We start from the raw sequence: 20,237 nt of genomic DNA, 5'->3' as shown, positions 1-20,237 counted from the left end.
CCGCCCAAACGAAGATGGGCCTGGAACGTCCGAAGCGGTTTCCCGCCCCGGCGCCCAGGCCCGTCCGCCCGACCCTCAGGTCGCTAAATCTTGGAAGCTCTAGTCAGGGACTAGCGGCACTTCATGAACTTGCCGTGGATGTCCTTGCAGCGCCGCATCGGCATCACCCGCATCGGCGGGCACTTCATGAACTTGCCGTGGGCGTCTTTGCAGGGGGCGGCGAAGGCGGGTGCGGCGATCGCGGAGAGAGCGAAGGCGGCGATGATCAGGCTGCGCATGATGAGATTTCCTTTGGCTCGACATAGCTAAGCTAACCCGCAGATCTGCTTTCGCCAACTTACATGCGTGACCGGACACGGTCATATCCTTGCCCAGCAAGGCCTCCCTCCGAAGAGGGAGGCCGACGGCGGCGGATCAGGCGCGCGCCGCCTCGGTCACGTCGCGCGAGGAGACGGCGCGGTCGCCGACCTCCAGGATCTTGCGGTAGGTGGCCAGCGCCTGCCCCACCACCTGGTCCATGTTGTAGTAGCGGTAGGTCGCCAGCCGACCGACGAAGGTGACGTCCTGACGCGCCAGGGCCAGGGCCTCGTAACGCTTGTACAGGGCCTGGGCCTCGGCGTTGGGGATCGGATAGTAGGGGTCGCCCACGGCGCTCGGATACTCGTAGCTGATCGAGGTCTTGGGGTGTTTCTGGCCCGTCAGGTGCTTGTATTCGCTGATGCGCGTGTAGGGCGTGTCCGGGTGGGGATAGTTGACCACCGCCACCTGCTGGAACTGTTCCTGGTCGAGTGTGCGGTGCTCGAACTTCAGGCTGCGGTAGGGCAGCGGGCCGAAGCGATGGTCGAAGAACTCGTCCACCGGGCCGGAGAACACCAGCTGGTCGTACAGCACGTCGTCCTTGACCTCGGCGAATTCGGTCTCGGTCTGGATGGTGATGTTCTTGTGGTCCAGCATGTTGCCGAACATGTGGGTGAAGCCGAGCTTCGGCATGGCCTGGAAGCTGTCGCCGAAATAGCGGTCGTCGGTATTGGTGCGGGTGGGCACGCGCGAAGTGACCGAGCGGTCCAGCTCGGACGGGTCCACGCCCCACTGCTTGCGGGTGTAGCCGCGGAAGAACTTCTCGTAGAGCTCGCGGCCGACGGCTGCGACCACCACGTCCTCCGATGTGCGGATCTGGGCGGTGGGCTCGGCGCGGGCGGCCAGGAAATTGGCCGCTTCTTCGTCGGTGGTCAGGTTCAGCCCATAGAGCACGTTCAGCGTGGTGCGGTTGATCGGGATCGGCACCAGCTTGCCGTCCACGCTGGCCAGCACCCGGTGCTCGTAGGTTCGCCAGCCGGTGAAGCGCGACAGGTAGCGCACGATCTCGTCGGAATTGGTGTGGAAGATGTGCGGGCCGTATTGGTGGATCAGCACGCCGGCCTCGTCATGGACGTCGAAGGCGTTGCCGGCCACGTGGGGACGGCGATCGATCAGCAGCACGCGCTTGTTGGAGCCCACCGCCAGGCGTTCGGCGATCACCGATCCGGCGAAACCGGCGCCGACGATCAGTACATCGTAGTGGCTGCGGCGGCCGGCGCTGTGCACGGCTGGGCCGGCCACGACCGGGTTGGCGGCGGCCTTGGCGGCGGTCTGCGACTTACGCACCGCAGCCTCTTCGACCAGGGTGGCCATGCGGGCGTAGGTGGTGTCCCACGACAGATCGGCCAGGGCCTCGTCTACGGCTTGACGCCACGAGGTGGTGGAGGAGAGGCCGAGCGCCAGGGCGCTTTCGCACTCGATGATGAATTCCGCATGGGTGTCGGCGACCCGTACGGCTTCCAGCTCGCCATAGTGACGTTTCACGTCGACGATGGCGGTGGAGACCACCGGCTTGCCGCCGCACAGGTATTCGGGCGTCTTGGTCGGGCTGATGAAGCGGGTGGACTCGTTGATGGCGAAGGGCGCCATCGCCACGTCCCAGCCGCCCAGATAGAAGGGCAGCTCGGCATAGGTCTTGCCGCCCAGGTAATGGATGTTGGCGCGCTTGGGCAGGTCGGCGGGGTCGATCTTGACCACAGGGCCGACCATGACGATCGACCATTCGGGATGGGCGTCCGCCAGCTTGGCCAGCAGGTCGAGGTCCATCCGCTCGTCGATCACGCCGTAGAAGCCGAAACGCGGATGGGGCAGGGCGGCCTGGTCGGCCGGGTCCTGCGCCGTGGACATGCTGCGCGCCTGGGCGAAGTGGGCCTTGTCCACGCTGGAGGGGAAGGGGTGGATGTTGGCGTGCCAGCCGCGCTTGGCCTCGTACAGGCTGTAGCCGCCGGTGAAGACCACGTCGGCGAGACCGACCAGATCGCGCTCGAGCTGCTTGAGGCTGTCGGGGGCGAATTTGAAGTTGGAGAGCTCGTCCATGCAGTCGTAGACGACCGCCGCCGCCGTCTCGGCGACCGGGCGCGAGAACTCCAGCATCATCGGCGTGTAATACCAGACGATGGGCCGCTCCACGCCGCGTTCGGCCAGCAGGCCGGTCAGCAGACGCGTGAGTTCGGCGTTACGCCGCTCGTGGGACAGGCCGTCCGGCAGCTTCGGCGTGACGATGGTCACCTCCGACTTGGCGTCCTGGCGCACCTCCAGCGAAGCAGTCTCGCCGGGCAGCGGCTCTTCGAAGAAGATGACCCGACGATCCTGGGCGAAGCGCGACATCAGATGTTGAGGGCGCTGGAAAACGAAATCCCATCTCAGGTGAGAAAAACAGATCAGCGTATCGCCACCGCGATGCCCGAACGCCGCCGGGGCGACGATCGATGAGGATAAGGAAGGTGCAAGCGAGCGCGGCGACTTGTTGGTCAATGCCGTCATCCTGAAATTGAGTTTCCCCAGATGGGACGCAAACGGACTTTGCGAGCGAAAGTTCCGTTAACATGGCTACTTTAGTCCTTTCCAAATCCAAAAGCACAAAAATGTAAGATCGCGTAAATGTTGGATAGTGTTGTGTGGTTCAGTTGAAACATCCAGTTGCTCGTGGATCGTCTTCAGTCGGGCAGTAATCGACTTCTCGAGGTCTTGAGCGCTTGGTCGCCAAGCACAGCCATATCGTTCAGATGCGACTTTTAGGCGCAAGCTAGGGAAGCCGAGCGCGGCTCTGCTTCCCTCGAAGTCGCCCGGCCGACACCCTAGCGGGAAAAATTCAGGGTGCGATCGCGCCGCTTTTCTGGCCTAGATGGGCGGTGACGAGGGGGCGGCGAACGGATGAACAAACCCGCCGATTTCGAGATCGCCCCACGGATCGACGCATCGGTCGCCGTGGCGCTGACGGGAAATTGGACCGTCACGGGTATGGGCGTCGCGGGTGGACGTCTACTGCAAGCCCTTAGCGGCTCGGGAAAGGACACGGGCCGGGTCGCCTTCGACCTGTCCGGGCTCGAACGCTTCGACACCGCCGGCGCCCTGGCCTTGCTCAAGGCTTTGGATGGGCGAGACGATGTCCAGGGGCTGGACGCCCGGCCCGACGTCCACTCGCTGCTGGCCTTCGTCCATGGGGCCAGGACCGAAGGGGACCTCGCTGTCCATCGCGGCGGCGGTCTGTATGGGCTGCTGAGCCGGGTCGGCAGGGGCGTCGCCCACATCCTGTCCGAGGCGTTCCAGACCCTGGCCTTCTACGGCCGGCTGATCTCCGCGCTGTGGCGGGTGTTGCTCAATCCGCGCCGTATCCGCATCGCGCCTTCGGTCTCGCTGATGGAGCGCGCGGGCCTGGACGCCCTGCCCATCGTGGCCACCACCAACTTCTTCGTCGGCGCCACCGTCGCCTTCCTGGGCCAGAGCCTGCTCAACCAGTTCGGAGCCAAGATCTTCTCGGTGGAGCTGGTCGGGATCGCCGTGCTGCGCGAGTTCGGGGTGCTGATCACCGCCATCATCCTGGCCGGCCGCTCGGCCTCCAGCTTCGCCGCCGAGATCGGGGCGATGAAGATGAACCAGGAGGTGGACGCCATGCAGACCATGGGGGTCGATCCGTTCGAGGCCCTGGTGCTGCCGCGCTTCATCGCGCTTCTGGCCATGACCCCGCTGCTGACCTTCGTGGCCATGCTTTCGGGCCTGTTCGGCGGCCTGATCGTGATCTGGACGGCGGTCGGGCTGTCGCCGGCGTTCTTCATCCAGCGGCTGCTCGACAATGTCGGGGTGAGCCAGTTCTATATCGGCATGGTCAAGGCGCCCTTCCTGGCGGTGATCATCGCCGCCATCGGCTGTCGCCAAGGGCTGGAGGTCGGCGGCGACGTCGAGCAGCTCGGCCGGCGCGTGACCATGGCGGTGGTCCAGGCGCTGTTCTCGATCATCATCGTCGACGCGATCTTCGCCCTGATCTTCATGCAGTTCGGCCAATGAGCGCGTCCGTCCCGGCCTCCAAAGACATCAGTGCGCCGTCGCCCATCGGGGCGGAGGCGGCCCAGCCGATCATCGAGGTGCATGGCCTGGTCTCCCGCTTCGGCGAGAAGGTGGTCCACGACGGGCTCGACCTGACCGTCAACAAGGGCGAGGTGCTGGGCCTGGTCGGCGGCTCGGGGGCGGGCAAGTCGGTGCTGCTCAACACCCTGATCGGCCTGCGCGAGCCCGACGGCGGCACGGTGAAGGTGCTGGGCGTCGACGTGGCCCACGCCAGCGACGCGGAGCAGCATGGGCTGGAGAGCCGCTGGGGCGTGCTGTTCCAGGGCGGGGCGCTGTTCTCGGCCCTGACCGTGCAGGAGAACGTGGCCGCGCCGTTGCGCGAGCACGCGCGCCTACCCAAGCGCGAGATCGAAGAGCTGGCGGCGCTGAAGATCGCCCTGGCCGGCCTGCCGCCCGAGGCCGGTGCGCTCCGGCCGGCGGAGCTGTCGGGCGGGATGCGCAAGCGGGCCGGATTGGCGCGCGCCATCGCGCTCGACCCGGAGCTGCTGTTCCTGGACGAGCCGACCGCGGGCCTCGACCCGATCGGGGCGGCGGCCTTCGACCGGCTGATCCAGGCCCTGTCCTCGGCGCTGGGGCTGACGGTGTTCATGATCACCCACGACCTGGACAGCCTCTACGCCATCTGCGACCGGGTCGCGGTGATCGCCGACAAGAAGGTGGTGGCCAACGCCCCGATACCGGAGCTGGAACGCTCCGATCATCCTTGGATAAAAGAATATTTCCTGGGCCCTCGCGGCCGGGCCGCGCGAGCGGCGGGAGGGGCGTGATGGAACGCAACGCACACTACGCCTTGGTCGGCCTGATCACGGCCGTCCTGTTCGTCGGCCTACTGGTCTTCGTGGTCTGGCTGGCGCGACTGCAGTTCACCGCCGAGTACACGATCTACAACGTGGACTTCAAAGGGCCGGTGCGGGGGCTGTCCTCTGGCGGCGAGGTCTATTTCAACGGCATCAAGGTCGGCGAAGTGACCAAGCTGTCGCTGGACCGGGAAGACCCCAACCGGGTGGTGGCGCGCATCCGCACCACCGCCGACGCGCCGATCCGGGTGGATTCCTATGCGACGCTGGAGCCGCTGGGCATCACCGGGGTGAACTACATCCAGCTGACCGCTGGGACGGTGAGCAAGCCGCTGCTCAAGGACGTGACGCCGGACGGGCAGATCCCGGTGATCAAGACCAAGCAGGGGGCGCTCGAAGGCCTGCTGGAGGGCGGCGGCGACGTGCTGGCCCGCTCGGTGCAGGCGCTGGATCGGGTCAACCAGCTGCTGTCGGACTCCAACATCAAGAATTTCAACGCCACCCTGGTCAACATCAAGGACGCCACGGCCATGGTGAAGGACCAGAAGCAGCTGCTGCTGGACCTGGACAGCACGCTGAAGAGCGTCAACACCGCCTCGCAGCGGATCGCCAGCCTGTCCGGCGACGCCGACCACATGCTGACGGTCGACGGGCGCAACACCCTGGCCAAGCTGGACGGGGCCGTGGACGAGCTGAGGGGCGCGGCCGTCGATGCGCGCGGTCTGGTCGGGAGCCTGCAAGGCCCCACCGCCAATTTCGCCACCACTGGGCTGCCCCAGCTCACCCGCACCATCAACAGCCTGCAGACCGCCGCCGAATCGCTCGACCGGCTGGTCTCGCAGGTCGAGCAGAATCCCCGCCAGGTGCTGACCAAGGCCCCGGCCAAGACTGTCGAGGTGAAGCCGTGAAAGCCTCCTTCTCCAACGCCTTGAGCCGCCGTGCGCCTGCGCTGGGCGCGATCGGCGTCGCCCTTGGGCTCGTCTCGGGTCTGGGCGGCTGCGTCTCGCTGTTGCCCAAGTCCAAGCCGGTGCAGCTCTACCAGTTTGGCCGCGACGACGCGGCGACGGCGACGACCCCCGCGACCGTGGTGGGGCGCGGGCCGGCGGGGGTTTCCGGGGTAGTGCTGTCGGCGGTGGTGTTGCCGCGTGCGGGAATGGGCGACGGCATCCTGACCATCACCGGCGACCAGGGCGCCTACATCGCCGGCGCGCGTTGGCTGTCGCCGGCGGTGCTGATGTTCCAGGAGGACGTGCAGCGCACCTTCGAGGCGCGCGCCCAGAAGACCCGCATCCTCGATCGTGGCCAACTCGGCGCGGCCGACGCCCTGCTCCGCCTGGACGTCAGCCATTTCGAGGTGCGCTACGACGGGGACGCCGCGGCCGCGCCGGCGGTGCTCGTCGGCGTGCGCGCCACCCTGACCTCCGTCGACGGGCGCCAGGTCCTCCAGCGCGTCTTCACCCATCGCGAGCCGACGGCCGATAACCGGGTGTCGCTGTTGGTGGGCGCCTTCGACAAGGCGGTGGACGAAACCCTGGCCGAAGTGGTCGATTGGACCGATGCCGCGGCCCCGACCCTTGCAGTTGCGCCGAACGTGACGCAGACCCGATCCGTATCGACCCAAACCACCCAGACGACTCAAGCAACTCAATCCAGGACGCCGCAGTGACGCCCGACGAACCGACCTCCTCCAATCCGGCGTGGCCGTCGGATGAACCCATCATCCGCACCATCGCCATGCCCGCCTCGACCAATCCCGAAGGCGACATCTTCGGGGGCTGGCTGCTGTCGCAGATGGACCTGGCCGCGGCCACGGTCGCCTTCCGCCTGGCGCGGGGCCGTTGCGCCACCGTCGCTATCGACAGCATGAGCTTTCTCAGCCCGGTGTTCGTCGGCGACGAGGTCAGCCTGTTCGCCCGGGTGATCAGCAGCGGCCGAAGCTCGGTCAAGGTGTTCGTGGAGGCGTGGCGCCGCCGGCGCGACGCGCTCGACGCCATCCGCGTGACCCAAGGCACCTTCACCTTTGTGGCCATCGATTCGGATCGCAAGGCCCGACCGCTGCCTCTGGAAAATCAGGGGCTCTAAGGGGCCAACCAAGGGCGGCGACGACTCGCCTGCCACGCTAACCTGTTCAACCGTCCGGAGAATGCGGTGGTCGCCCGGACCATCGCGGCTTCATAACCCTTTCAGGATGATCGGCGAGCTGCGCTTCAGGCGCGCCATCAGGGACGTGAGGGCGGTTTCGGATGAACAAGCTTTTCTGCATCGCGACAGCGGCGGCGGCCCTGGTGGCCGGCGGCGCGCAGGCTCAACCCTATGGCTACGCCGGCGGCTATCTGCCGGCCCCCGCATACGCCTATGCGGGCTACAATGGCGGTGGTCAGGGCGGCGGCTACAGCCAGGCTTATGACGAGGGGAACTGCGATTCCTTCACCATCGTCGGCGCGCACGCGGGCGTGACGGTGCTGGGGCTCAACGCCGGCGCCGGGGCGCACCTGGGTGTGGGCGACGACGCCTGCCGCGGCCACCATCACAGCCGTATCCAGTTCACCCCGCCGCCCGCGCCCCAATACGCGCCGCCGCCGCAATATGCGCCGCAGGGTCCTTGCTGCATGGCCCCGCCGCCGCAGTACGCGCCCCCGCCGCGTCCCTGCTGCATGGCGCCGCCTCCGCCCCCGCCTTCGCCCTGCGACTGCGCCCCGCAGTACGGCGCCCAGCCCTACGGCTGGTAGTTTCAGACCTGCGTGCTTCGAGACGCGCCCTGGTGGAGCGCTTCTCGGCATGACGAAGATTGGTGTAATCCACTAAGTCCCGTCATCCTGAGGAGCCCTGAAAGGGCGTCTCGAAGGACGCAGACAGCTTGCGCCGATCTGGCTACCCCAGCGTCTGCCGCCCTACGATCGCCTGCAGGTCCACGCCTCGCGGCAGCGCCCCGTAGCTGACGCCCGCGCCGTCCCCGAACCATCGCGCGCAGAAGGCGTCGGCCACCGCCGTTGGCGCATGGCGGACCAGCAGAGCGCCCTGCAGCACAAGCGCCATGCGCTCGCACAAGCCCCGCGCGTCGGTCTCACCCACAGCCTCCGCCGCAGCCTGCCTTAGCGCTTCCGCCGCCCGATCCAGCGCCACATTTCCTCCGCGCGCCTGCTCCACCTCCGCCGCATAGGCCGCCAGCGCCGCCGGTTCGCGCTTCAGCGTCCGCAGCACGTCCAGCGCGATGATATTGCCCGAGCCCTCCCAGATCCCGTTCAGCGGGGCTTCGCGGTACAGACGCGGCATCGGCGTCTCCTCGACGTAGCCGACGCCCCCGTGGCACTCCATGCACTCGTAGACGAAGCCGGCGCACCGTTTGGTCAGCCAGTACTTGGCCAGCGCCACCGCCAGCCGGGCGAAGGCCTTGGCCTGCGGGTCCTCGTCGCCGAACGCGCGCGCGACGCGCATCACCAACACCGCCGCCGCCTCGTATTCCAGCGCCAGGTCGGCGATTACCGCGGTCATCGCCGGCTGGTCGATCAGGGTCTTCTGGAAGGCGCGGCGGCCAGATGTGTGGTTCACCGCCTCCGCCAGCGCCCGGCGCATGATCCCCAGCGTCGAGGCGATGGTGCCGAGCCGGGTGTGGTGGACCATGTCGATGATCACCTTCACGCCCGCGCCTTCCTCGCCCAGGCGCATGGCGTAGGCGTCATGGTATTCGATCTCGGCCGAGGCGTTGGAGCGGTTGCCGAGCTTGTCCTTTAGCCGCATCAGCTGGATCGTGTTGCGTTCCCCGTCCGGGGCGACGCGCGGGACTAGGAAGCAGCTCAGCCCGCCTTCCGCATAGGCCAGCGTGAGGAACCCGTCGCTCATCGGCGCCGAACAGAACCACTTGTGCCCCGTCAGCCGATAATCCCGTCCACCCAAGGGCGCGGCGCGGGTGGTGTTGGCCCGCACGTCGCTGCCGCCCTGCTTCTCGGTCATAGCCATGCCGAGCGTGATCCCGGCCTTGTCGGCGATGGGGCGCAGGGGCGCGTCGTATCGGCCGCCGAGCAGCTTCTCCAGCCAGGGCCCGGTCGCGTCCGTCTGGCTGCGCAGGGCCGGGGCCGAGGCGTAGGTCATGTTGATCGGGCACATCACCCCGGCCTCGGCCTGGGTGAAGATCGACAGCAGGGCGGCGTGGGCGACATGCCCGCTCGGTTCGCCCGAGGTCCAGGCGAGGTCGTGGATCTGGTGATCCATCGCGAGTGTCATCAGCGCGTGATAGCTTGGGTGGAAGCGCGCTTCGTCCAGCCGGCGGCCGTAGCGGTCGAACGGGACGAACTCCGGCGGATGGCGGTTGGCCAGTTCGCCCAGCTCCAGCGTCGCCTCCGACCCTGCCACCGCGCCTAGCGCCTCGGCCCGCGTGTCGAGCCAGCCGTCGGCTTCCCGCCGCACCGCATCGCGCAGCGCCAGGTCGGTCAGGTACAGGTTGCGCCCCGCGAACGGCGGCGGCTGGTTCTCCACCGTGTGGGTTTCGAGGTCGGTCCGGGGGGCGAAGCTCGGCATGACGTATTGGGCAGGTCTTTGCCTCGACACGTCAAGCCGGGCTACAACGCTTCCAGGTCAAAAGAGGACGGCGAGCCCATGGCGTACACGGTCATCGAAACGGAGCGGCGCGGCGGGGTGGCGGTGATCCGCCTCAACGATCCGGGCACCCTGAACGCCCTGTCCCAGGCCATGCTGGCCGAACTCGCCGAAGCCGTGTCTGAGGCGGAGGCCTCCGCCCGCGCCCTGGTGCTGATCGGCTCGGGCCGGGCCTTCTCGTCGGGCGCCAATCTGAACGAAGAGCGCACCACCGCCGATCTCGGCGAGTCGATTGAGCGGCGCTACAATCCGCTGGTGCGCAAGCTGCGCGACCTGCGCATCCCCTACATCACCGCCGTAGGCGGCGTGGCGGCTGGGGCCGGCTGTTCGCTGGCGCTGACCGGCGACCTGATCGTGGCCGGCGAGGGTGCGTCCTTCATCCTGGCTTTCCGCCGCATCGGTCTGATCCCCGACGCGGGATCGACCTTCCTGCTGACGCGCGCGGTCGGCCGGGCGCGGGCGATGGAGCTGATGTTGCTGGGCGAGGCCCTGCCGGCGGCCAAGGCTCTCGCGTGGGGCCTGATCAACCGGGTGGTCCCCGACGCCGAGCTGGAGGCTGTGGCCTTCGCCCTGGCCGAGGGCCTGGCTCAGGGGCCGACGCGCGCGTTGGGGCTGATCCGCAAGGCGGGCTGGGCGGCGTTGGACAACGGCCTGGACGCCCAGCTCGACTGCGAGCGCGACCTGCAACGCGAAGCCGGCTTCACCGAAGACTTCAAGGAAGGCGTCGCCGCCTTCCGCGAAAAGCGCCCGGCGCGGTTCACGGGGACCTAGCCCTACGGCTTGGCGTGCTGCCCCCGGAGGGGGTTGGTCTATCGAGTTTTGAAGAATGGTGCCGCCGGACAGGATTGAACTGTCGACCTCAGCCTTACCAAGGATGCGCTCTACCACTGAGCTACGGCGGCGGGGAGCGGGCGCTATAGCCAAAGCCGCGCGAGAGGGGAAGCGGAAATCTGATGCGTGTCGACGAAGGGCGCTTGAGCCGCGCACCGAAAGGCGCTGATCTGCGTGTCGCCCTGGGGGAAGATTCGATGAGTGGACGGAAGATGCACGCGGTCGCCGCGCTGACGGCGGCCGGTGCCGCTCTGGTTCTCGGGGCCGCGACGGCGATGGCCCAGGGGCCGCAGGGCCAGGCCCCGCAAGGCCAGACGGTCTATGTCCGCGCCGGTCGCCTGATCGATCCCGCCAGCGGCAGGGTTTCGGAGAACGTGGGCCTACTGATCCGCGACGGACGAATTGTCTCGGTTGGCGTCGCCACGCCGCCGCCCGGCGCCAAGGTGGTGGACCTGTCGCGCGAGACGGTGCTGCCGGGGCTGATCGATGTGCACGTGCACCTGACCTTCAACGCCGAGGACGCCGGTCCCAAGGCCCTGACCATCTCGATCCCCCGCCAGGCGATCGACGGGGTGCACAATGCGCGCAAGACGCTGATGGCGGGCTTCACCACCGTGCGCAACGTCGGCGCCAGCCACTTTACCGACGTGGCCCTGCGCGACGCGATCACGGCCGGCGAGGTCGACGGGCCGCGGATGCAGGTCTCCGGGCCGCCGATCGGCGCTACCGGCGGCCATGCCGACGAGAACCTGCTGCCCGAGGAGTTCAACTACGAGAGCGACGGCGTGGCCAACGGTCCCTGGGAGGCGCGGGCCAAGGTGCGGCGCAACTTCAAGTACGGTGCGGACCTGATCAAGTTCATGGCCACCGGCGGGGTGCTCAGCCACGGCGATTCGGTCGGCGGCCAGCAATTGTCCCAGGAGGAGATGGACGCCATCGTCACCGAGGCCCACCTGTGGGGCCGCAAGGTCGCCGTCCACGCCCACGGGACCGACGGGATCAAGGCCGCCATCCGCGCCGGGGCGGACTCCATCGAGCATTGCAGCTTCATCGACGACGAGGGGATCGCGCTGGCCAAGGCGCGCGGGACCTATCTCGACTTCGACATCTACAACGACGACTACATCATGGCGGAAGGCCCCAAGGTCGGCATCGAGCCGGCCTCGCTGGCCAAGGAGCACCTGGTCGGCCAGACCCAGCGCGACAATTTCACCAAGGCGGTGAGGGCGGGCGCCAAGATGGCCTTCGCCACCGACGCGGGCGTCTATCCCCACGGCGATAACGCGCGCCAGTTCCACTACATGGTCAAGTACGGCATGACCCCGATGCAGGCGATCCGCGCCGCCACCACGTCGGGCGCCGACCTGATGGGGCTGCAGGGCAGGGTGGGCTGTGTGTCCGTCGGCTGCTACGCCGACCTGGTCGCGGTCCCCACCGACCCTCTGAAACAGGTCGAGGTGTTGGAACATGTCGATTTCGTGATGAAGGGGGGCGTGGTGTACAAGGGCGCGGCCGGCGAAACGCCCTAGGCGGCGCAAGCCTGGCCCCAATCCTATCGAAAGCCGCAGTATGCGTCCCTCCGCTCCCGCCCTGCTCGCCGCCGCCGTCCTTGGGGCGTTCCTGACCTCTCCCGCCCTGGCCCAGGGCGTGGTCTCCACCGCCCGCCCGGCGCCGCCGGAAGCGGCCTCGCTGACCGCGCCCATCGTCGACGGTCCCGTGGTGCGCATCGATCCCAAGCGACAGGCGCTGGCGCGCCAGATCTACGACCTGATCGGCGCCCAGACCATGGGGACCAGCGTGCGCAGCATGACCACGGCCATGAGCCTGCAGTTCGCCAACATGATGGACGACCGCAGCGAGGCCCGCGCCAAGGCCATCGTGGCGGCGGTGGGCGACGGCATGAACAGCGTCATGCCCCAGGTGATCGACACCAGCGTTTCCGCCATGGCCCACACCTTCACCGAAGCCCAGCTGCAGGACATGCTGGCCTTCTACCAGTCGCCGACCGGGCGGGTGGTGCTGCTCAAGATGCCGGCGGTGACCCAGCAGTCCAACGCCGCCATCGTCACCTACCTGCCGCAGGTCCTGGCGGGGATCGAGGACAGCTACTGCAGCCGGGTGAAATGCTCGTCCCGGGAGCGCAAGGGCCTGGAGGCCGTGGCCGCCCACCTCGCCGCCGCCCATCCGGCTGGCTGAGGCGAGGGACTTGGCCGGGGACGGCGCCAAGGCGGAGCGGCTGGCCCAGGCGCTGCGGGCCAACCTGCGTCGGCGTAAGGCCGCGGCGTCTCCGCCGTCCTCCGAGCAGGAGGCCACGCGCGACCCTTCGCCACGCGAGCCGCCGGACAAGCCGCAGACGTGACCACGTGATTATTGCTATAGGGCGGTTTATTGGCGCGTCGGCGTTCAAGGCCCTATATTGAACGTTCGACATTCGAGCGGCCCGCGCCGCCCGCTTTCCGGAGTTGAGCCATGATTGGCGCTATGAGCCCGATCCACTGGATTATCGTCCTGGTCGTGGCCGCCGTCCTGTTCGGTGGTCGCGGCAAGCTGTCGTCCATCATGGGCGACGCCGCCAAGGGCATCAAAGCCTTCAAGGAAGGCCTGAAGACCGAGGACGAGCCGCCGGCCGGGACCAAGGTCTCGCCCCAGGTGGTCGGCCCAAGGGTCGAGCCCTCCGTCGACCAGCGCGAAGCCGAAGACGCTCGCCGCTGAATTTCCTAGCGCCGGCGGCCGACGCCGGCCGTTTCCTGATCCGGGTCTGAGCCTATGTTGCCGGAAACCGGCGCCACCGAACTGATTTTCCTGGCCGCCGTCGCGCTGATCGTCGTCGGGCCCAAAGACCTGCCGGTGCTGCTGCGCAAGGTCGGCCAGTTCATGGCCAAGGTCCGTGGCCTAGCCGCCGAGTTCCGCTCCAGCTTCGAGGAACTGGCCCGCCAGTCCGAGCTGGACGAGCTTCGCCGGGAAGTGGATGCGCTGCGTCGCGGCGACTACACCCAACCGATCCGCCAGGACCTCAAGGACATCGACAGCCATTTCGAGAGCCTGCATCGCGAGCTTGGTGCGCCGGCCCCATCGGGCTTCGGCGCCCGCGAGGGCGAGATCGCGCCCGGCCCCGACGCGCCGCCCGCCGCCCTGCCGTCGGCCGAGGGCGCTGCGCACCACCCTATCGCTTCCGAATCCGTCCTCCCGGTTCCCCCCGACGCCGCCCCCGAGGGGCTGGAGCCGGAGACCGAACCCTCGCCTCATGGGTCCGATCACGTTGAACAGTCCGCCGCTCCATCCCCCTCGCGGGAGCACGCTGGGTGAAGCGTGACGACGACAGCGAGATCGAGGACTCCCGCGCGCCGCTTCTCGAACACCTAGTCGAGCTGCGCCGCCGGCTGATCGTGTGCTGCGCCGTCCTGGTGATCGGGTTCGGCTTCTGCTTCATCTATTCCGGCAACATCTACCTGCTGCTGCTGCGGCCGTTCGAGATGGCCGGGGCCCTGCTGGCGCAGCAGAAGCACGGCGGCCATCACGGCCCGTTCGACCTGCTGTTCGCGGTCACTGGCATCCACCCGGTCAACACCCACGGCCAGAACCTCAAGCTGGTGTTCACAGCGCCGCTGGAGTTCTTCTTCACCAAGATGAAGCTGGCCGGCTTCGGGGCCATCGTGATCTGTTTCCCGGTGCTGGCCTTCCAGCTCTACCGCTTCGTGGCGCCCGGCCTGTACCGGCGCGAGCGCGCGGCCTTCCTGCCCTTCCTGCTGGCGGCGCCGGTGCTGTTCCTGATGGGGGCGGCGCTGGTCTACTTCATCATGCTGCCGTTCGTGCTCTGGTTCTCGCTGTCCCAGCAGATCGTCAGCCCCGATGTCCAGGTCGAGCTGCTGCCCAAGGTGTCGGACTATCTGACGCTGGTGACTCACCTGCTGCTGGCGTTCGGCCTGTGCTTCCAATTGCCGGTGGTGCTGTCGCTGGCGGGGATGGCGGGGCTGGTCAATGCGCCGATGCTGGCCAAGGGCCGGCGCTACGCCATCGTCGGCATCGTGTTCCTGGCGGCGATCGTCACCCCTCCCGATCCGCTCAGCCAGTGCCTGTTGGCGATCCCGATCTACGGTCTCTACGAGATCAGCATCTGGTGCGTACGCCTGATCGGGCTGCGCCGCGACCGCGAGGACGAGGCGCGCGACCTGGAAGAGGCCGGCGGCGGCAGCCCGGTCTAGGGCTTATTGCGCGTGCGGGACGCAAGATCGACGACGCGCGCTTCCCCTGCGGCGCGGGCGCCCTTAAACAAGCTGCTTCCGCATCGCCTTCCCTGAGTCTGCCCGGAATGTTCGACGTCAAGGCCATCCGCGACGACCCCTCAGCCTTCGACCGTGGCTGGGCCGCTCGCGGGCTATCGCCCCAGACGCCGGCGATCCTTGAGGCCGACCAGCGCCTGCGCGCCGCCCAGACCGCCTTCCAGGCCGTCCAGTCCAAGCGCAACGAGAGCTCCAAGCTGATCGGCGCGGCCAAGGCCAAGAAGGACGAGACTCGCGCCGCCGAGCTGATGGCGGAGGTCGAGGCGCTGAAGGGCGAACTCGCCCGCCAGACCGAGGAAGAGGCCACAGCCGCCAAGGCCCTGCACGACCTGCTCGCCGCCATCCCCAATGTGCCGGCCGACGACGTGCCCCCGGGCGCCGACGAGCACGGCAATGTCGAAACGCGCCGCTGGGGAACGCCCGCCGCCATCGCTAAGCCGCAGGACCATGTGGCGCTGGGCGAAGCCATGGGCCTGATGGACTTCGAGGCCGCCTCGCGGATGTCGGGCGCCCGCTTCGTGGTGCTCAAGGGCCAGCTCGCCCGGCTGGAACGCGCGCTCGGCCAGTTCATGCTCGACCTGCAGACCAGCACGCACGGCTATCAGGAGGTGTCCCCGCCGCTGATGGTGCGCGATCAAGCGCTGTTCGGCACGAGCCAACTCCCGAAGTTCGAGGAGGACCTGTTCCAGACCAAGGAAGGCTTCTTCCTCATCCCCACCGCCGAGGTCTCGCTCACCAACCTGATCCGCGAGCAGATCACCTCGGAAGAGGAACTCCCCCTGCGCCTCACCGCGCTGACCCCCTGCTTCCGTTCCGAGGCCGGGGCGTCGGGGCGCGATACGCGGGGCATGATCCGCCAGCACCAGTTCACCAAGTGCGAGTTGGTTTCCATCACCACGCCCGAACAGTCCGCCGCCGAGCACGACCGCATGGTCGACTGCGCCGAAGAGGTGCTGAAACGGCTGGAGCTGCCGTTCCGCACCATGCTGCTGTGCACCGGCGACATGGGCTTCTCGGCCCGCAAGACCTACGATCTGGAGGTCTGGCTACCGTCCCAGGACACCTATCGCGAGATCAGCTCCTGTTCGAACTGCGGCGACTTCCAGGCCCGTCGCATGGACGCGCGGATCAAGAAGGCCGGCGAGAAGGGCACGCGCTTTCCCCATACCCTGAACGGGTCGGGGCTGGCGGTCGGGCGCACCCTGGTCGCGGTGCTGGAGAACTACCAGGACGAGGGCGGCCGCATCGCCGTCCCCGAAGCGCTCCGCCCTTACCTTGGCGGCATGACCCACATCGGGGGCGCTCAATGAGGCTCTCGCCGACCCACCGCAAGGCGAGGCCCCGATGCGCATTCTGCTGACCAACGACGACGGTATCGCGGCCGAGGGCCTGCAGACCCTGGTCCGCGTGGCCCGCCAGCTGTCCGACGACGTATGGATCTGCGCGCCCGAGATCGAGCAGTCCGGCGCCAGCCGCAGGCTGACCCTGACCGAGCCGGTGCGCGTGCGCCAGCTCGACACCCAGACCTTCGCGGTGTCCGGCACGCCGACCGACTGCGTGATGCTGGCGATCCAGGAGATGATGGTCGACAAGGCGCCGGACCTGGTGCTGTCGGGCGTCAACCGGGGCCAGAACATGGGTGAGGACGTCACCTTCTCGGGCACCGTGGCCGGCGCGCTGCAGGGCATGGCGCTGGGCGTGCCGTCCATCGCCCTGTCCCAGGCGCTGACCCGCTTCCAGGACGCCCGCACCAGCCATTTCGAGACCGCCGAGCACCATGCCCCCGGCCTGATCGCGCGCCTGGTGGAGATCGGCTGGCCCGCCAAGGTGGTGATGAACCTGAACTTCCCGGCCTGCCTGCCCGACGAGGTCGAGGGGGTCGAGGTGACGGTCCAGGGCGTTCGCGACGAGCATCCGCTGCACTTCGAGAAGCGCACCGACCTGCGCGGCCGCGACTACTACTGGATGGCCTATCGCGGCCGCTCCTCGGAGCCCGCGGCCGGCACCGACGTGCACGCGATCAAGAGCCGGCGGATATCGGTTACGCCGCTGCATATCGACCTGACCCACCGCGAGACCGTGCACGACCTGCGTGGCCAACTCGGCGGCACGGTCCCCGTATTCCACGGCGCGGCCTGAGCCCGTGAGCGACACCCCGCAGGATCGTTCGGACACGCGCCTGGCCAAGCTGGTCCTGGGCCTGCGCTCGGGTGGGGTGACCGAGGCGGCCGTGCTGGCGGCGATCGAACAGACGCCGCGCGACCTGTTCGTGCCCAACCTGTTCCAGGAGCGGGCCTGGGAGGATAGCGCCCTGCCCATCGCCTGCGGCCAGACCATCAGCCAGCCCCTGATCGTGGGCCTGATGACCCAGGCGCTGCACTTGAAGCCCCGCCACCGGGTGCTGGAGATCGGCACCGGCAGCGGCTACCAGACCGCCGTGCTGGCCCGCATCGCCCGCTACGTCTACACGGTGGAGCGCTACCGCACCCTGCTGGGCGAGGCGGAGGCGCGGTTGAAGCACCTGGGCTTGCTCAACGTGATCAGCCGCTTCGGCGATGGCGGGGAGGGCTGGCGCGAGCAGGCGCCGTTCGACCGCATCCTGGTCACCGCCGCCGCCCCCGAGGAGCCGCGCAAGCTGCTGGCCCAGTTGAAACCCAATGGCGTCCTGGTTGCGCCGGTGGGTCGCGGTCCCGTGCAGACTCTTTTGCGCTATGTGGGCGACGCCAAGGGCGCCTTCGTGAAAGAAGAGCTAGGCGAAGTGCGTTTCGTGCCCCTGCTGAGCGGCGTGGCGCGGGAACTGTGAGCGGACGGGGGTAGCCCTTTCCGACGGCTCGACCGACAATTCCCGGCGAGTCGCGATTATTGCGAGGTAGAGATGTCCAACCGTCGGGAAAAGTCGGTCGCCGCGAACGGCCACGCGCGCCGGGGCCGTCTGACCTTGGCGGTCGTGCTGCTGGCGGGAACCGCGGCCTGCACCGCCGCGCCGCGCTATCCGATCGACGCCAACGAGCGGCCGGGCGACGGCGGCCTGAAACCCTGGCAACCGCGGTATCCGGTCAGCCCCCAGGACGCCGCCCAAAACGCCGCCGACCGCGCCTCCGGGACCGCGGTCGGACCGCGCGACGGGGTCAATCCTCCGGCTCCGACCTATCCGCCCCGCGCGACCACCCCGCCGCCGCCGCCTTCCGACGACGATGGGATGCACCCGGTGCCGAGTTCGTCGGTGGATAGCTCCGACCTGCCCCCGCCGGGTTCGGTCGCTCCGCCCGCGCCCGCCGGCCCGCACCTGGAGTCCGAGGTCGAAGCCGAAGCGCACATGCTCCCCGGCGTCGCCTTCGCCCGCTATTTTGCGGAGACGCGGTCGGACGAGGGGGCTGGGTCAGGCTTAGAACTCGCCGCCGTCCACCATCGTCATCATGCCGCGAAGGCCGCAGACAGCGACACCTCGGCCGATGACAAGAAGAGCGCGCATCGCCGTCATGGCCGCAAGTCCAAGTCGTCCGAAGAGACAGCGACTGGCGACACCCCCTATCAAACCAGCGTGCGGCCCGGCGAGAAGCTGGCGGACGTGGCCAAGCGCCTGCACGTCTCGCCCAGCGCCCTGGTCAAGCTCAACGACATCAAGCATCCCCGCCACGTCCACGCCGGCACGGTGCTGAAGGCGCCCTATCGCTACAGCTACGAGGTGCAGAAGGGCGACACCCTCTACACCATCAGCCACCGCTTCGATCAGGTCCCCGAGGCCGTCGCCAAGCTGAATGGACTGAGGCACGCCGCCGAACTGCAGCCCGGCCAGGCCATCGAACTGCCGCCCACTGCTTCGGACCAGGGCGCTCGTCGCCACGCCGCCGCCGAGGTCACGCCCGTGGCCGCGCCCGACAGCGTGATCCGCGCCGCCCTGCACAAGGCGCGTCGCGGCGATCACCTGACCCGGCGGGAGCGGGCGGCTCTGGCCCAGGCTCAGGCGCGCGACGAAAGCGCCCGCGCCGAGGCCAAGCCTCACGTCAACACCCGCGCTGAGGCCGCCGCCGAGATCGCGGCGGATGCAGCGGCCAACGCCGAAGCGACGCCCAGCCGCGGCCGTCGGGGTCGTCCTGTCCATACCGCCGCCGCCGACGCCAGCGAACCCGCCACTTACAATCCCCCGCCGGCCATCCTGCGGCCGGCGCCGCGTCCCGCTTCTCCGTCGGTCGCCCAGACCGCGGACATCCCGCCGCCGGTCGTCCCCTACGCCTCCACACCCAGCCCCTCGTCGACAGCTGCGACGACGGTTCCCGGGCCCGTCGCGACCCTGAATGCGCCGACCTACCGCCCGACCTATCCCTCATCCTCCGCTTCGTCGGGGACCTACGCCCCCAGCCTTGGCCGCGCGCGGCCAACTGCGCCGGAAACCGGCGGCGGAGCGCTGACGCCCTCCGAGATCGCGGCCGCCGGCCGGGGCCGGTTCGTGTGGCCGCTGAAGGGCAGCGTTCTGGCGCCTTTCGGCGACCGGGGGCCCGGTCAGCACAACGACGGTGTGGATATCGCCGCCCAGTCCGGCGATAGCGTGCGGGCGGCGGCGGCCGGCGAGGTGGTCTACGCCGGCAGCTCCATCCCCGGCTTCGGCAACCTGGTCTTGGTCAAGCATGCGGGCGGGTGGGTCACTGCGTACGCCCACCTGAACCGGATCGAGGTGCGGATGAAGGATAGCGTCGCCCAAGGCGACGAGATCGGTCAGGTCGGCCAGACCGGCGCGGTGGACCGTCCGCTGCTGCACTTCGAGGTCCGATACGCCCCTCAGCCCACCGAGAAGGCCCGTCCGGTCGATCCGGCCCTGGTCCTGCCCGCGGGCGGTTGACGCTTTGCTGCAAAGGTCGTCAGGGACGCATTGCCAAACCGGAGGCGCTCGCCTAGCTTCCGCGCCTCTTTGATCCGGCCGAGGTCCGTCCCGGCCGCCGCGGCCGTTTCCGGAGCCCAAATGTTTGCTTCTCCCGCCTTCGCCCAGACCGCCGGCGCCGCGTCGCAGGATGGACCGATGGGCATGCTGCTCCAGTTCGCCCCCCTCGTCGCGATCATGGTGCTGGGCTATTTCCTGCTGATCCGTCCGCAGCAGAAGCGCATGCGCGCCCAGCAGGACCTGGTCAAAGGCGTCAAGCGCGGCGACACGGTGGTGCTGACCAGCGGTGTCTTCGGCAAGATCACCCGCGTCGACGACACCGAGGTCCAGGTCGAAATCGCTCCGAACGTGAACGTCAAGGTCGTCCGCTCGATGATCTCCGACGTCCGCACCCGTGGCGAGCCTTCGGCCGCCAACGACGGCAAGTCCTAAGCGCTC

21 protein-coding genes and 1 tRNA gene are annotated in these 20,237 nt (G+C 68.4%); 18 read left to right on the top strand and 4 right to left on the bottom strand.

From position 1 onward, the window contains the following. Positions 1 to 110: 110 nt before the first annotated feature. Complete coding sequence (locus GSQ87_RS22345) at positions 111 to 278, bottom strand: hypothetical protein (protein WP_174241435.1); 168 nt, start codon at positions 276 to 278, stop codon at positions 111 to 113. Positions 279 to 414: 136 nt separating this feature from the next. Beyond that, positions 415 to 2,685, bottom strand: a complete 2,271-nt coding sequence (gene glf, locus GSQ87_RS13750) for a UDP-galactopyranose mutase (RefSeq protein WP_158915959.1) — start codon at positions 2,683 to 2,685, stop codon at positions 415 to 417. 546 nt (positions 2,686 to 3,231) lie between these two features. Between glf and GSQ87_RS13745 the strand changes: the two genes are divergently transcribed. The 6 genes from GSQ87_RS13745 to GSQ87_RS13720 all read left to right on the top strand — a co-directional run bounded on the left by GSQ87_RS13745 (position 3,232) and on the right by GSQ87_RS13720 (position 7,948). Then, entirely contained in the window at positions 3,232 to 4,362 is a 1,131-nt protein-coding gene (locus GSQ87_RS13745) for an ABC transporter permease (protein WP_158915958.1), read from the top strand. Further along, a complete protein-coding gene (locus tag GSQ87_RS13740) occupies positions 4,359 to 5,189 on the top strand; it encodes an ABC transporter ATP-binding protein (protein ID WP_158915957.1) in 831 nt (276 codons plus the stop codon). The genes GSQ87_RS13745 and GSQ87_RS13740 overlap by 4 nt, the downstream gene beginning before the upstream one ends. After that, positions 5,189 to 6,127 carry an MlaD family protein gene (locus tag GSQ87_RS13735; protein ID WP_158915956.1) on the top strand — a complete coding sequence of 313 codons (939 nt, stop codon included), beginning with the start codon at positions 5,189 to 5,191 and terminating at the stop codon, positions 6,125 to 6,127. Before GSQ87_RS13740 ends, GSQ87_RS13735 begins: the two co-directional genes overlap by 1 nt. Then, entirely contained in the window at positions 6,124 to 6,885 is a 762-nt protein-coding gene (locus tag GSQ87_RS13730; RefSeq protein WP_158915955.1) for an ABC-type transport auxiliary lipoprotein family protein, read from the top strand. The genes GSQ87_RS13735 and GSQ87_RS13730 overlap by 4 nt, the downstream gene beginning before the upstream one ends. Positions 6,886 to 6,953: 68 nt before the next feature. Beyond that, positions 6,954 to 7,301 carry an acyl-CoA thioesterase gene (locus GSQ87_RS13725; RefSeq protein WP_158917677.1) on the top strand — a complete coding sequence of 116 codons (348 nt, stop codon included), beginning with the start codon at positions 6,954 to 6,956 and terminating at the stop codon, positions 7,299 to 7,301. A 161-nt stretch (positions 7,302 to 7,462) separates the two neighbouring features. Further along, positions 7,463 to 7,948 carry a hypothetical protein gene (locus GSQ87_RS13720; RefSeq protein ID WP_158915954.1) on the top strand — a complete coding sequence of 162 codons (486 nt, stop codon included), beginning with the start codon at positions 7,463 to 7,465 and terminating at the stop codon, positions 7,946 to 7,948. 142 nt (positions 7,949 to 8,090) lie between these two features. Here the strand turns inward: GSQ87_RS13720 and GSQ87_RS13715 are convergent, their stop codons facing one another. Further along, entirely contained in the window at positions 8,091 to 9,734 is a 1,644-nt protein-coding gene (locus GSQ87_RS13715; protein ID WP_158915953.1) for an acyl-CoA dehydrogenase family protein, read from the bottom strand. A gap of 78 nt (positions 9,735 to 9,812) precedes the next feature. Here GSQ87_RS13715 and GSQ87_RS13710 point away from each other — a divergent pair, with 78 nt between their 5' ends. Beyond that, the gene (locus GSQ87_RS13710; protein ID WP_158915952.1) at positions 9,813 to 10,583 is read left to right on the top strand and encodes an enoyl-CoA hydratase-related protein; all 771 of its coding nucleotides are present in this window, start codon (positions 9,813 to 9,815) and stop codon (positions 10,581 to 10,583) included. A gap of 56 nt (positions 10,584 to 10,639) precedes the next feature. Here GSQ87_RS13710 and GSQ87_RS13705 read toward each other — a convergent pair. Then, positions 10,640 to 10,714: transfer RNA gene (locus GSQ87_RS13705), tRNA-Thr, on the bottom strand. A gap of 126 nt (positions 10,715 to 10,840) precedes the next feature. Between GSQ87_RS13705 and GSQ87_RS13700 the strand changes: the two genes are divergently transcribed. The 11 genes from GSQ87_RS13700 (at position 10,841) to yajC (ending at position 20,231) form a co-directional block, all read left to right on the top strand. Then, entirely contained in the window at positions 10,841 to 12,172 is a 1,332-nt protein-coding gene (locus GSQ87_RS13700; protein ID WP_254062958.1) for an amidohydrolase family protein, read from the top strand. A gap of 40 nt (positions 12,173 to 12,212) precedes the next feature. After that, positions 12,213 to 12,839 (top strand): DUF2059 domain-containing protein, encoded by a 627-nt coding sequence (locus GSQ87_RS13695; RefSeq protein WP_216839313.1) that lies wholly within the window; start codon positions 12,213 to 12,215, stop codon positions 12,837 to 12,839. A gap of 10 nt (positions 12,840 to 12,849) precedes the next feature. Further along, positions 12,850 to 13,002 carry a hypothetical protein gene (locus GSQ87_RS13690; RefSeq protein WP_158915951.1) on the top strand — a complete coding sequence of 51 codons (153 nt, stop codon included), beginning with the start codon at positions 12,850 to 12,852 and terminating at the stop codon, positions 13,000 to 13,002. Between the two features lie 113 nt (positions 13,003 to 13,115). Further along, a complete protein-coding gene (gene tatA / locus GSQ87_RS23160) occupies positions 13,116 to 13,355 on the top strand; it encodes a twin-arginine translocase TatA/TatE family subunit (protein ID WP_158917671.1) in 240 nt (79 codons plus the stop codon). 54 nt (positions 13,356 to 13,409) lie between these two features. Continuing rightward, entirely contained in the window at positions 13,410 to 13,949 is a 540-nt protein-coding gene (gene tatB, locus GSQ87_RS23155; protein ID WP_158915950.1) for a Sec-independent protein translocase protein TatB, read from the top strand. Further along, on the top strand, positions 13,946 to 14,845 hold the full coding sequence (gene tatC / locus GSQ87_RS13675) for a twin-arginine translocase subunit TatC (protein ID WP_158915949.1): 900 nt from the start codon (positions 13,946 to 13,948) through the stop codon (positions 14,843 to 14,845). The genes tatB and tatC overlap by 4 nt, the downstream gene beginning before the upstream one ends. Positions 14,846 to 14,952: 107 nt before the next feature. Next, the gene (gene serS / locus GSQ87_RS13670) at positions 14,953 to 16,233 is read left to right on the top strand and encodes a serine--tRNA ligase (protein WP_158915948.1); all 1,281 of its coding nucleotides are present in this window, start codon (positions 14,953 to 14,955) and stop codon (positions 16,231 to 16,233) included. A 34-nt stretch (positions 16,234 to 16,267) separates the two neighbouring features. Then, the gene (surE, locus tag GSQ87_RS13665) at positions 16,268 to 17,062 is read left to right on the top strand and encodes a 5'/3'-nucleotidase SurE (RefSeq protein WP_158915947.1); all 795 of its coding nucleotides are present in this window, start codon (positions 16,268 to 16,270) and stop codon (positions 17,060 to 17,062) included. Positions 17,063 to 17,066: 4 nt separating this feature from the next. Further along, complete coding sequence (locus GSQ87_RS13660; RefSeq protein WP_158915946.1) at positions 17,067 to 17,726, top strand: protein-L-isoaspartate(D-aspartate) O-methyltransferase; 660 nt, start codon at positions 17,067 to 17,069, stop codon at positions 17,724 to 17,726. A 72-nt stretch (positions 17,727 to 17,798) separates the two neighbouring features. Next, positions 17,799 to 19,760, top strand: coding sequence for a LysM peptidoglycan-binding domain-containing M23 family metallopeptidase (locus tag GSQ87_RS13655; protein WP_158915945.1), 1,962 nt, complete (start codon positions 17,799 to 17,801; stop codon positions 19,758 to 19,760). Positions 19,761 to 19,880: 120 nt separating this feature from the next. Then, positions 19,881 to 20,231: a preprotein translocase subunit YajC gene (gene yajC / locus GSQ87_RS13650; protein ID WP_158915944.1), complete on the top strand. Its 351-nt coding sequence runs from the start codon at positions 19,881 to 19,883 to the stop codon at positions 20,229 to 20,231. The last annotated feature ends 6 nt before the right edge of the window (positions 20,232 to 20,237 follow it).

It is taken from the genome of Caulobacter sp. S45 (genome assembly GCF_009765965.1).
In the GTDB taxonomy this organism is placed as follows: Bacteria; Pseudomonadota; Alphaproteobacteria; order Caulobacterales; family Caulobacteraceae; genus CAHJWH01.
This window is presented reverse-complemented; position numbering and strand designations above follow the sequence as displayed.

What these genes read in the sequence shown, in the direction of transcription:
- GSQ87_RS13745 (WP_158915958.1), top strand. Translation starts at nt 3,232, where the DNA reads ATGAACAAACCCGCCGATTTCGAGATCGCCCCACGGATCGACGCATCG.
- yajC (WP_158915944.1), top strand. Translation starts at nt 19,881, where the DNA reads ATGTTTGCTTCTCCCGCCTTCGCCCAGACCGCCGGCGCCGCGTCGCAG.
- GSQ87_RS13740 (WP_158915957.1), top strand. Translation starts at nt 4,359, where the DNA reads ATGAGCGCGTCCGTCCCGGCCTCCAAAGACATCAGTGCGCCGTCGCCC.
- GSQ87_RS13655 (WP_158915945.1), top strand. Translation starts at nt 17,799, where the DNA reads ATGTCCAACCGTCGGGAAAAGTCGGTCGCCGCGAACGGCCACGCGCGC.
- serS (WP_158915948.1), top strand. Translation starts at nt 14,953, where the DNA reads ATGTTCGACGTCAAGGCCATCCGCGACGACCCCTCAGCCTTCGACCGT.
- GSQ87_RS13710 (WP_158915952.1), top strand. Translation starts at nt 9,813, where the DNA reads ATGGCGTACACGGTCATCGAAACGGAGCGGCGCGGCGGGGTGGCGGTG.
- tatB (WP_158915950.1), top strand. Translation starts at nt 13,410, where the DNA reads ATGTTGCCGGAAACCGGCGCCACCGAACTGATTTTCCTGGCCGCCGTC.
- GSQ87_RS13720 (WP_158915954.1), top strand. Translation starts at nt 7,463, where the DNA reads ATGAACAAGCTTTTCTGCATCGCGACAGCGGCGGCGGCCCTGGTGGCC.
- GSQ87_RS13715 (WP_158915953.1), bottom strand. Translation starts at nt 9,734, where the DNA reads ATGCCGAGCTTCGCCCCCCGGACCGACCTCGAAACCCACACGGTGGAG.
- GSQ87_RS13725 (WP_158917677.1), top strand. Translation starts at nt 6,954, where the DNA reads ATGCCCGCCTCGACCAATCCCGAAGGCGACATCTTCGGGGGCTGGCTG.
- GSQ87_RS13735 (WP_158915956.1), top strand. Translation starts at nt 5,189, where the DNA reads ATGGAACGCAACGCACACTACGCCTTGGTCGGCCTGATCACGGCCGTC.
- glf (WP_158915959.1), bottom strand. Translation starts at nt 2,685, where the DNA reads ATGTCGCGCTTCGCCCAGGATCGTCGGGTCATCTTCTTCGAAGAGCCG.
- surE (WP_158915947.1), top strand. Translation starts at nt 16,268, where the DNA reads ATGCGCATTCTGCTGACCAACGACGACGGTATCGCGGCCGAGGGCCTG.
- GSQ87_RS13700 (WP_254062958.1), top strand. Translation starts at nt 10,841, where the DNA reads ATGAGTGGACGGAAGATGCACGCGGTCGCCGCGCTGACGGCGGCCGGT.
- GSQ87_RS22345 (WP_174241435.1), bottom strand. Translation starts at nt 278, where the DNA reads ATGCGCAGCCTGATCATCGCCGCCTTCGCTCTCTCCGCGATCGCCGCA.
- GSQ87_RS13695 (WP_216839313.1), top strand. Translation starts at nt 12,213, where the DNA reads ATGCGTCCCTCCGCTCCCGCCCTGCTCGCCGCCGCCGTCCTTGGGGCG.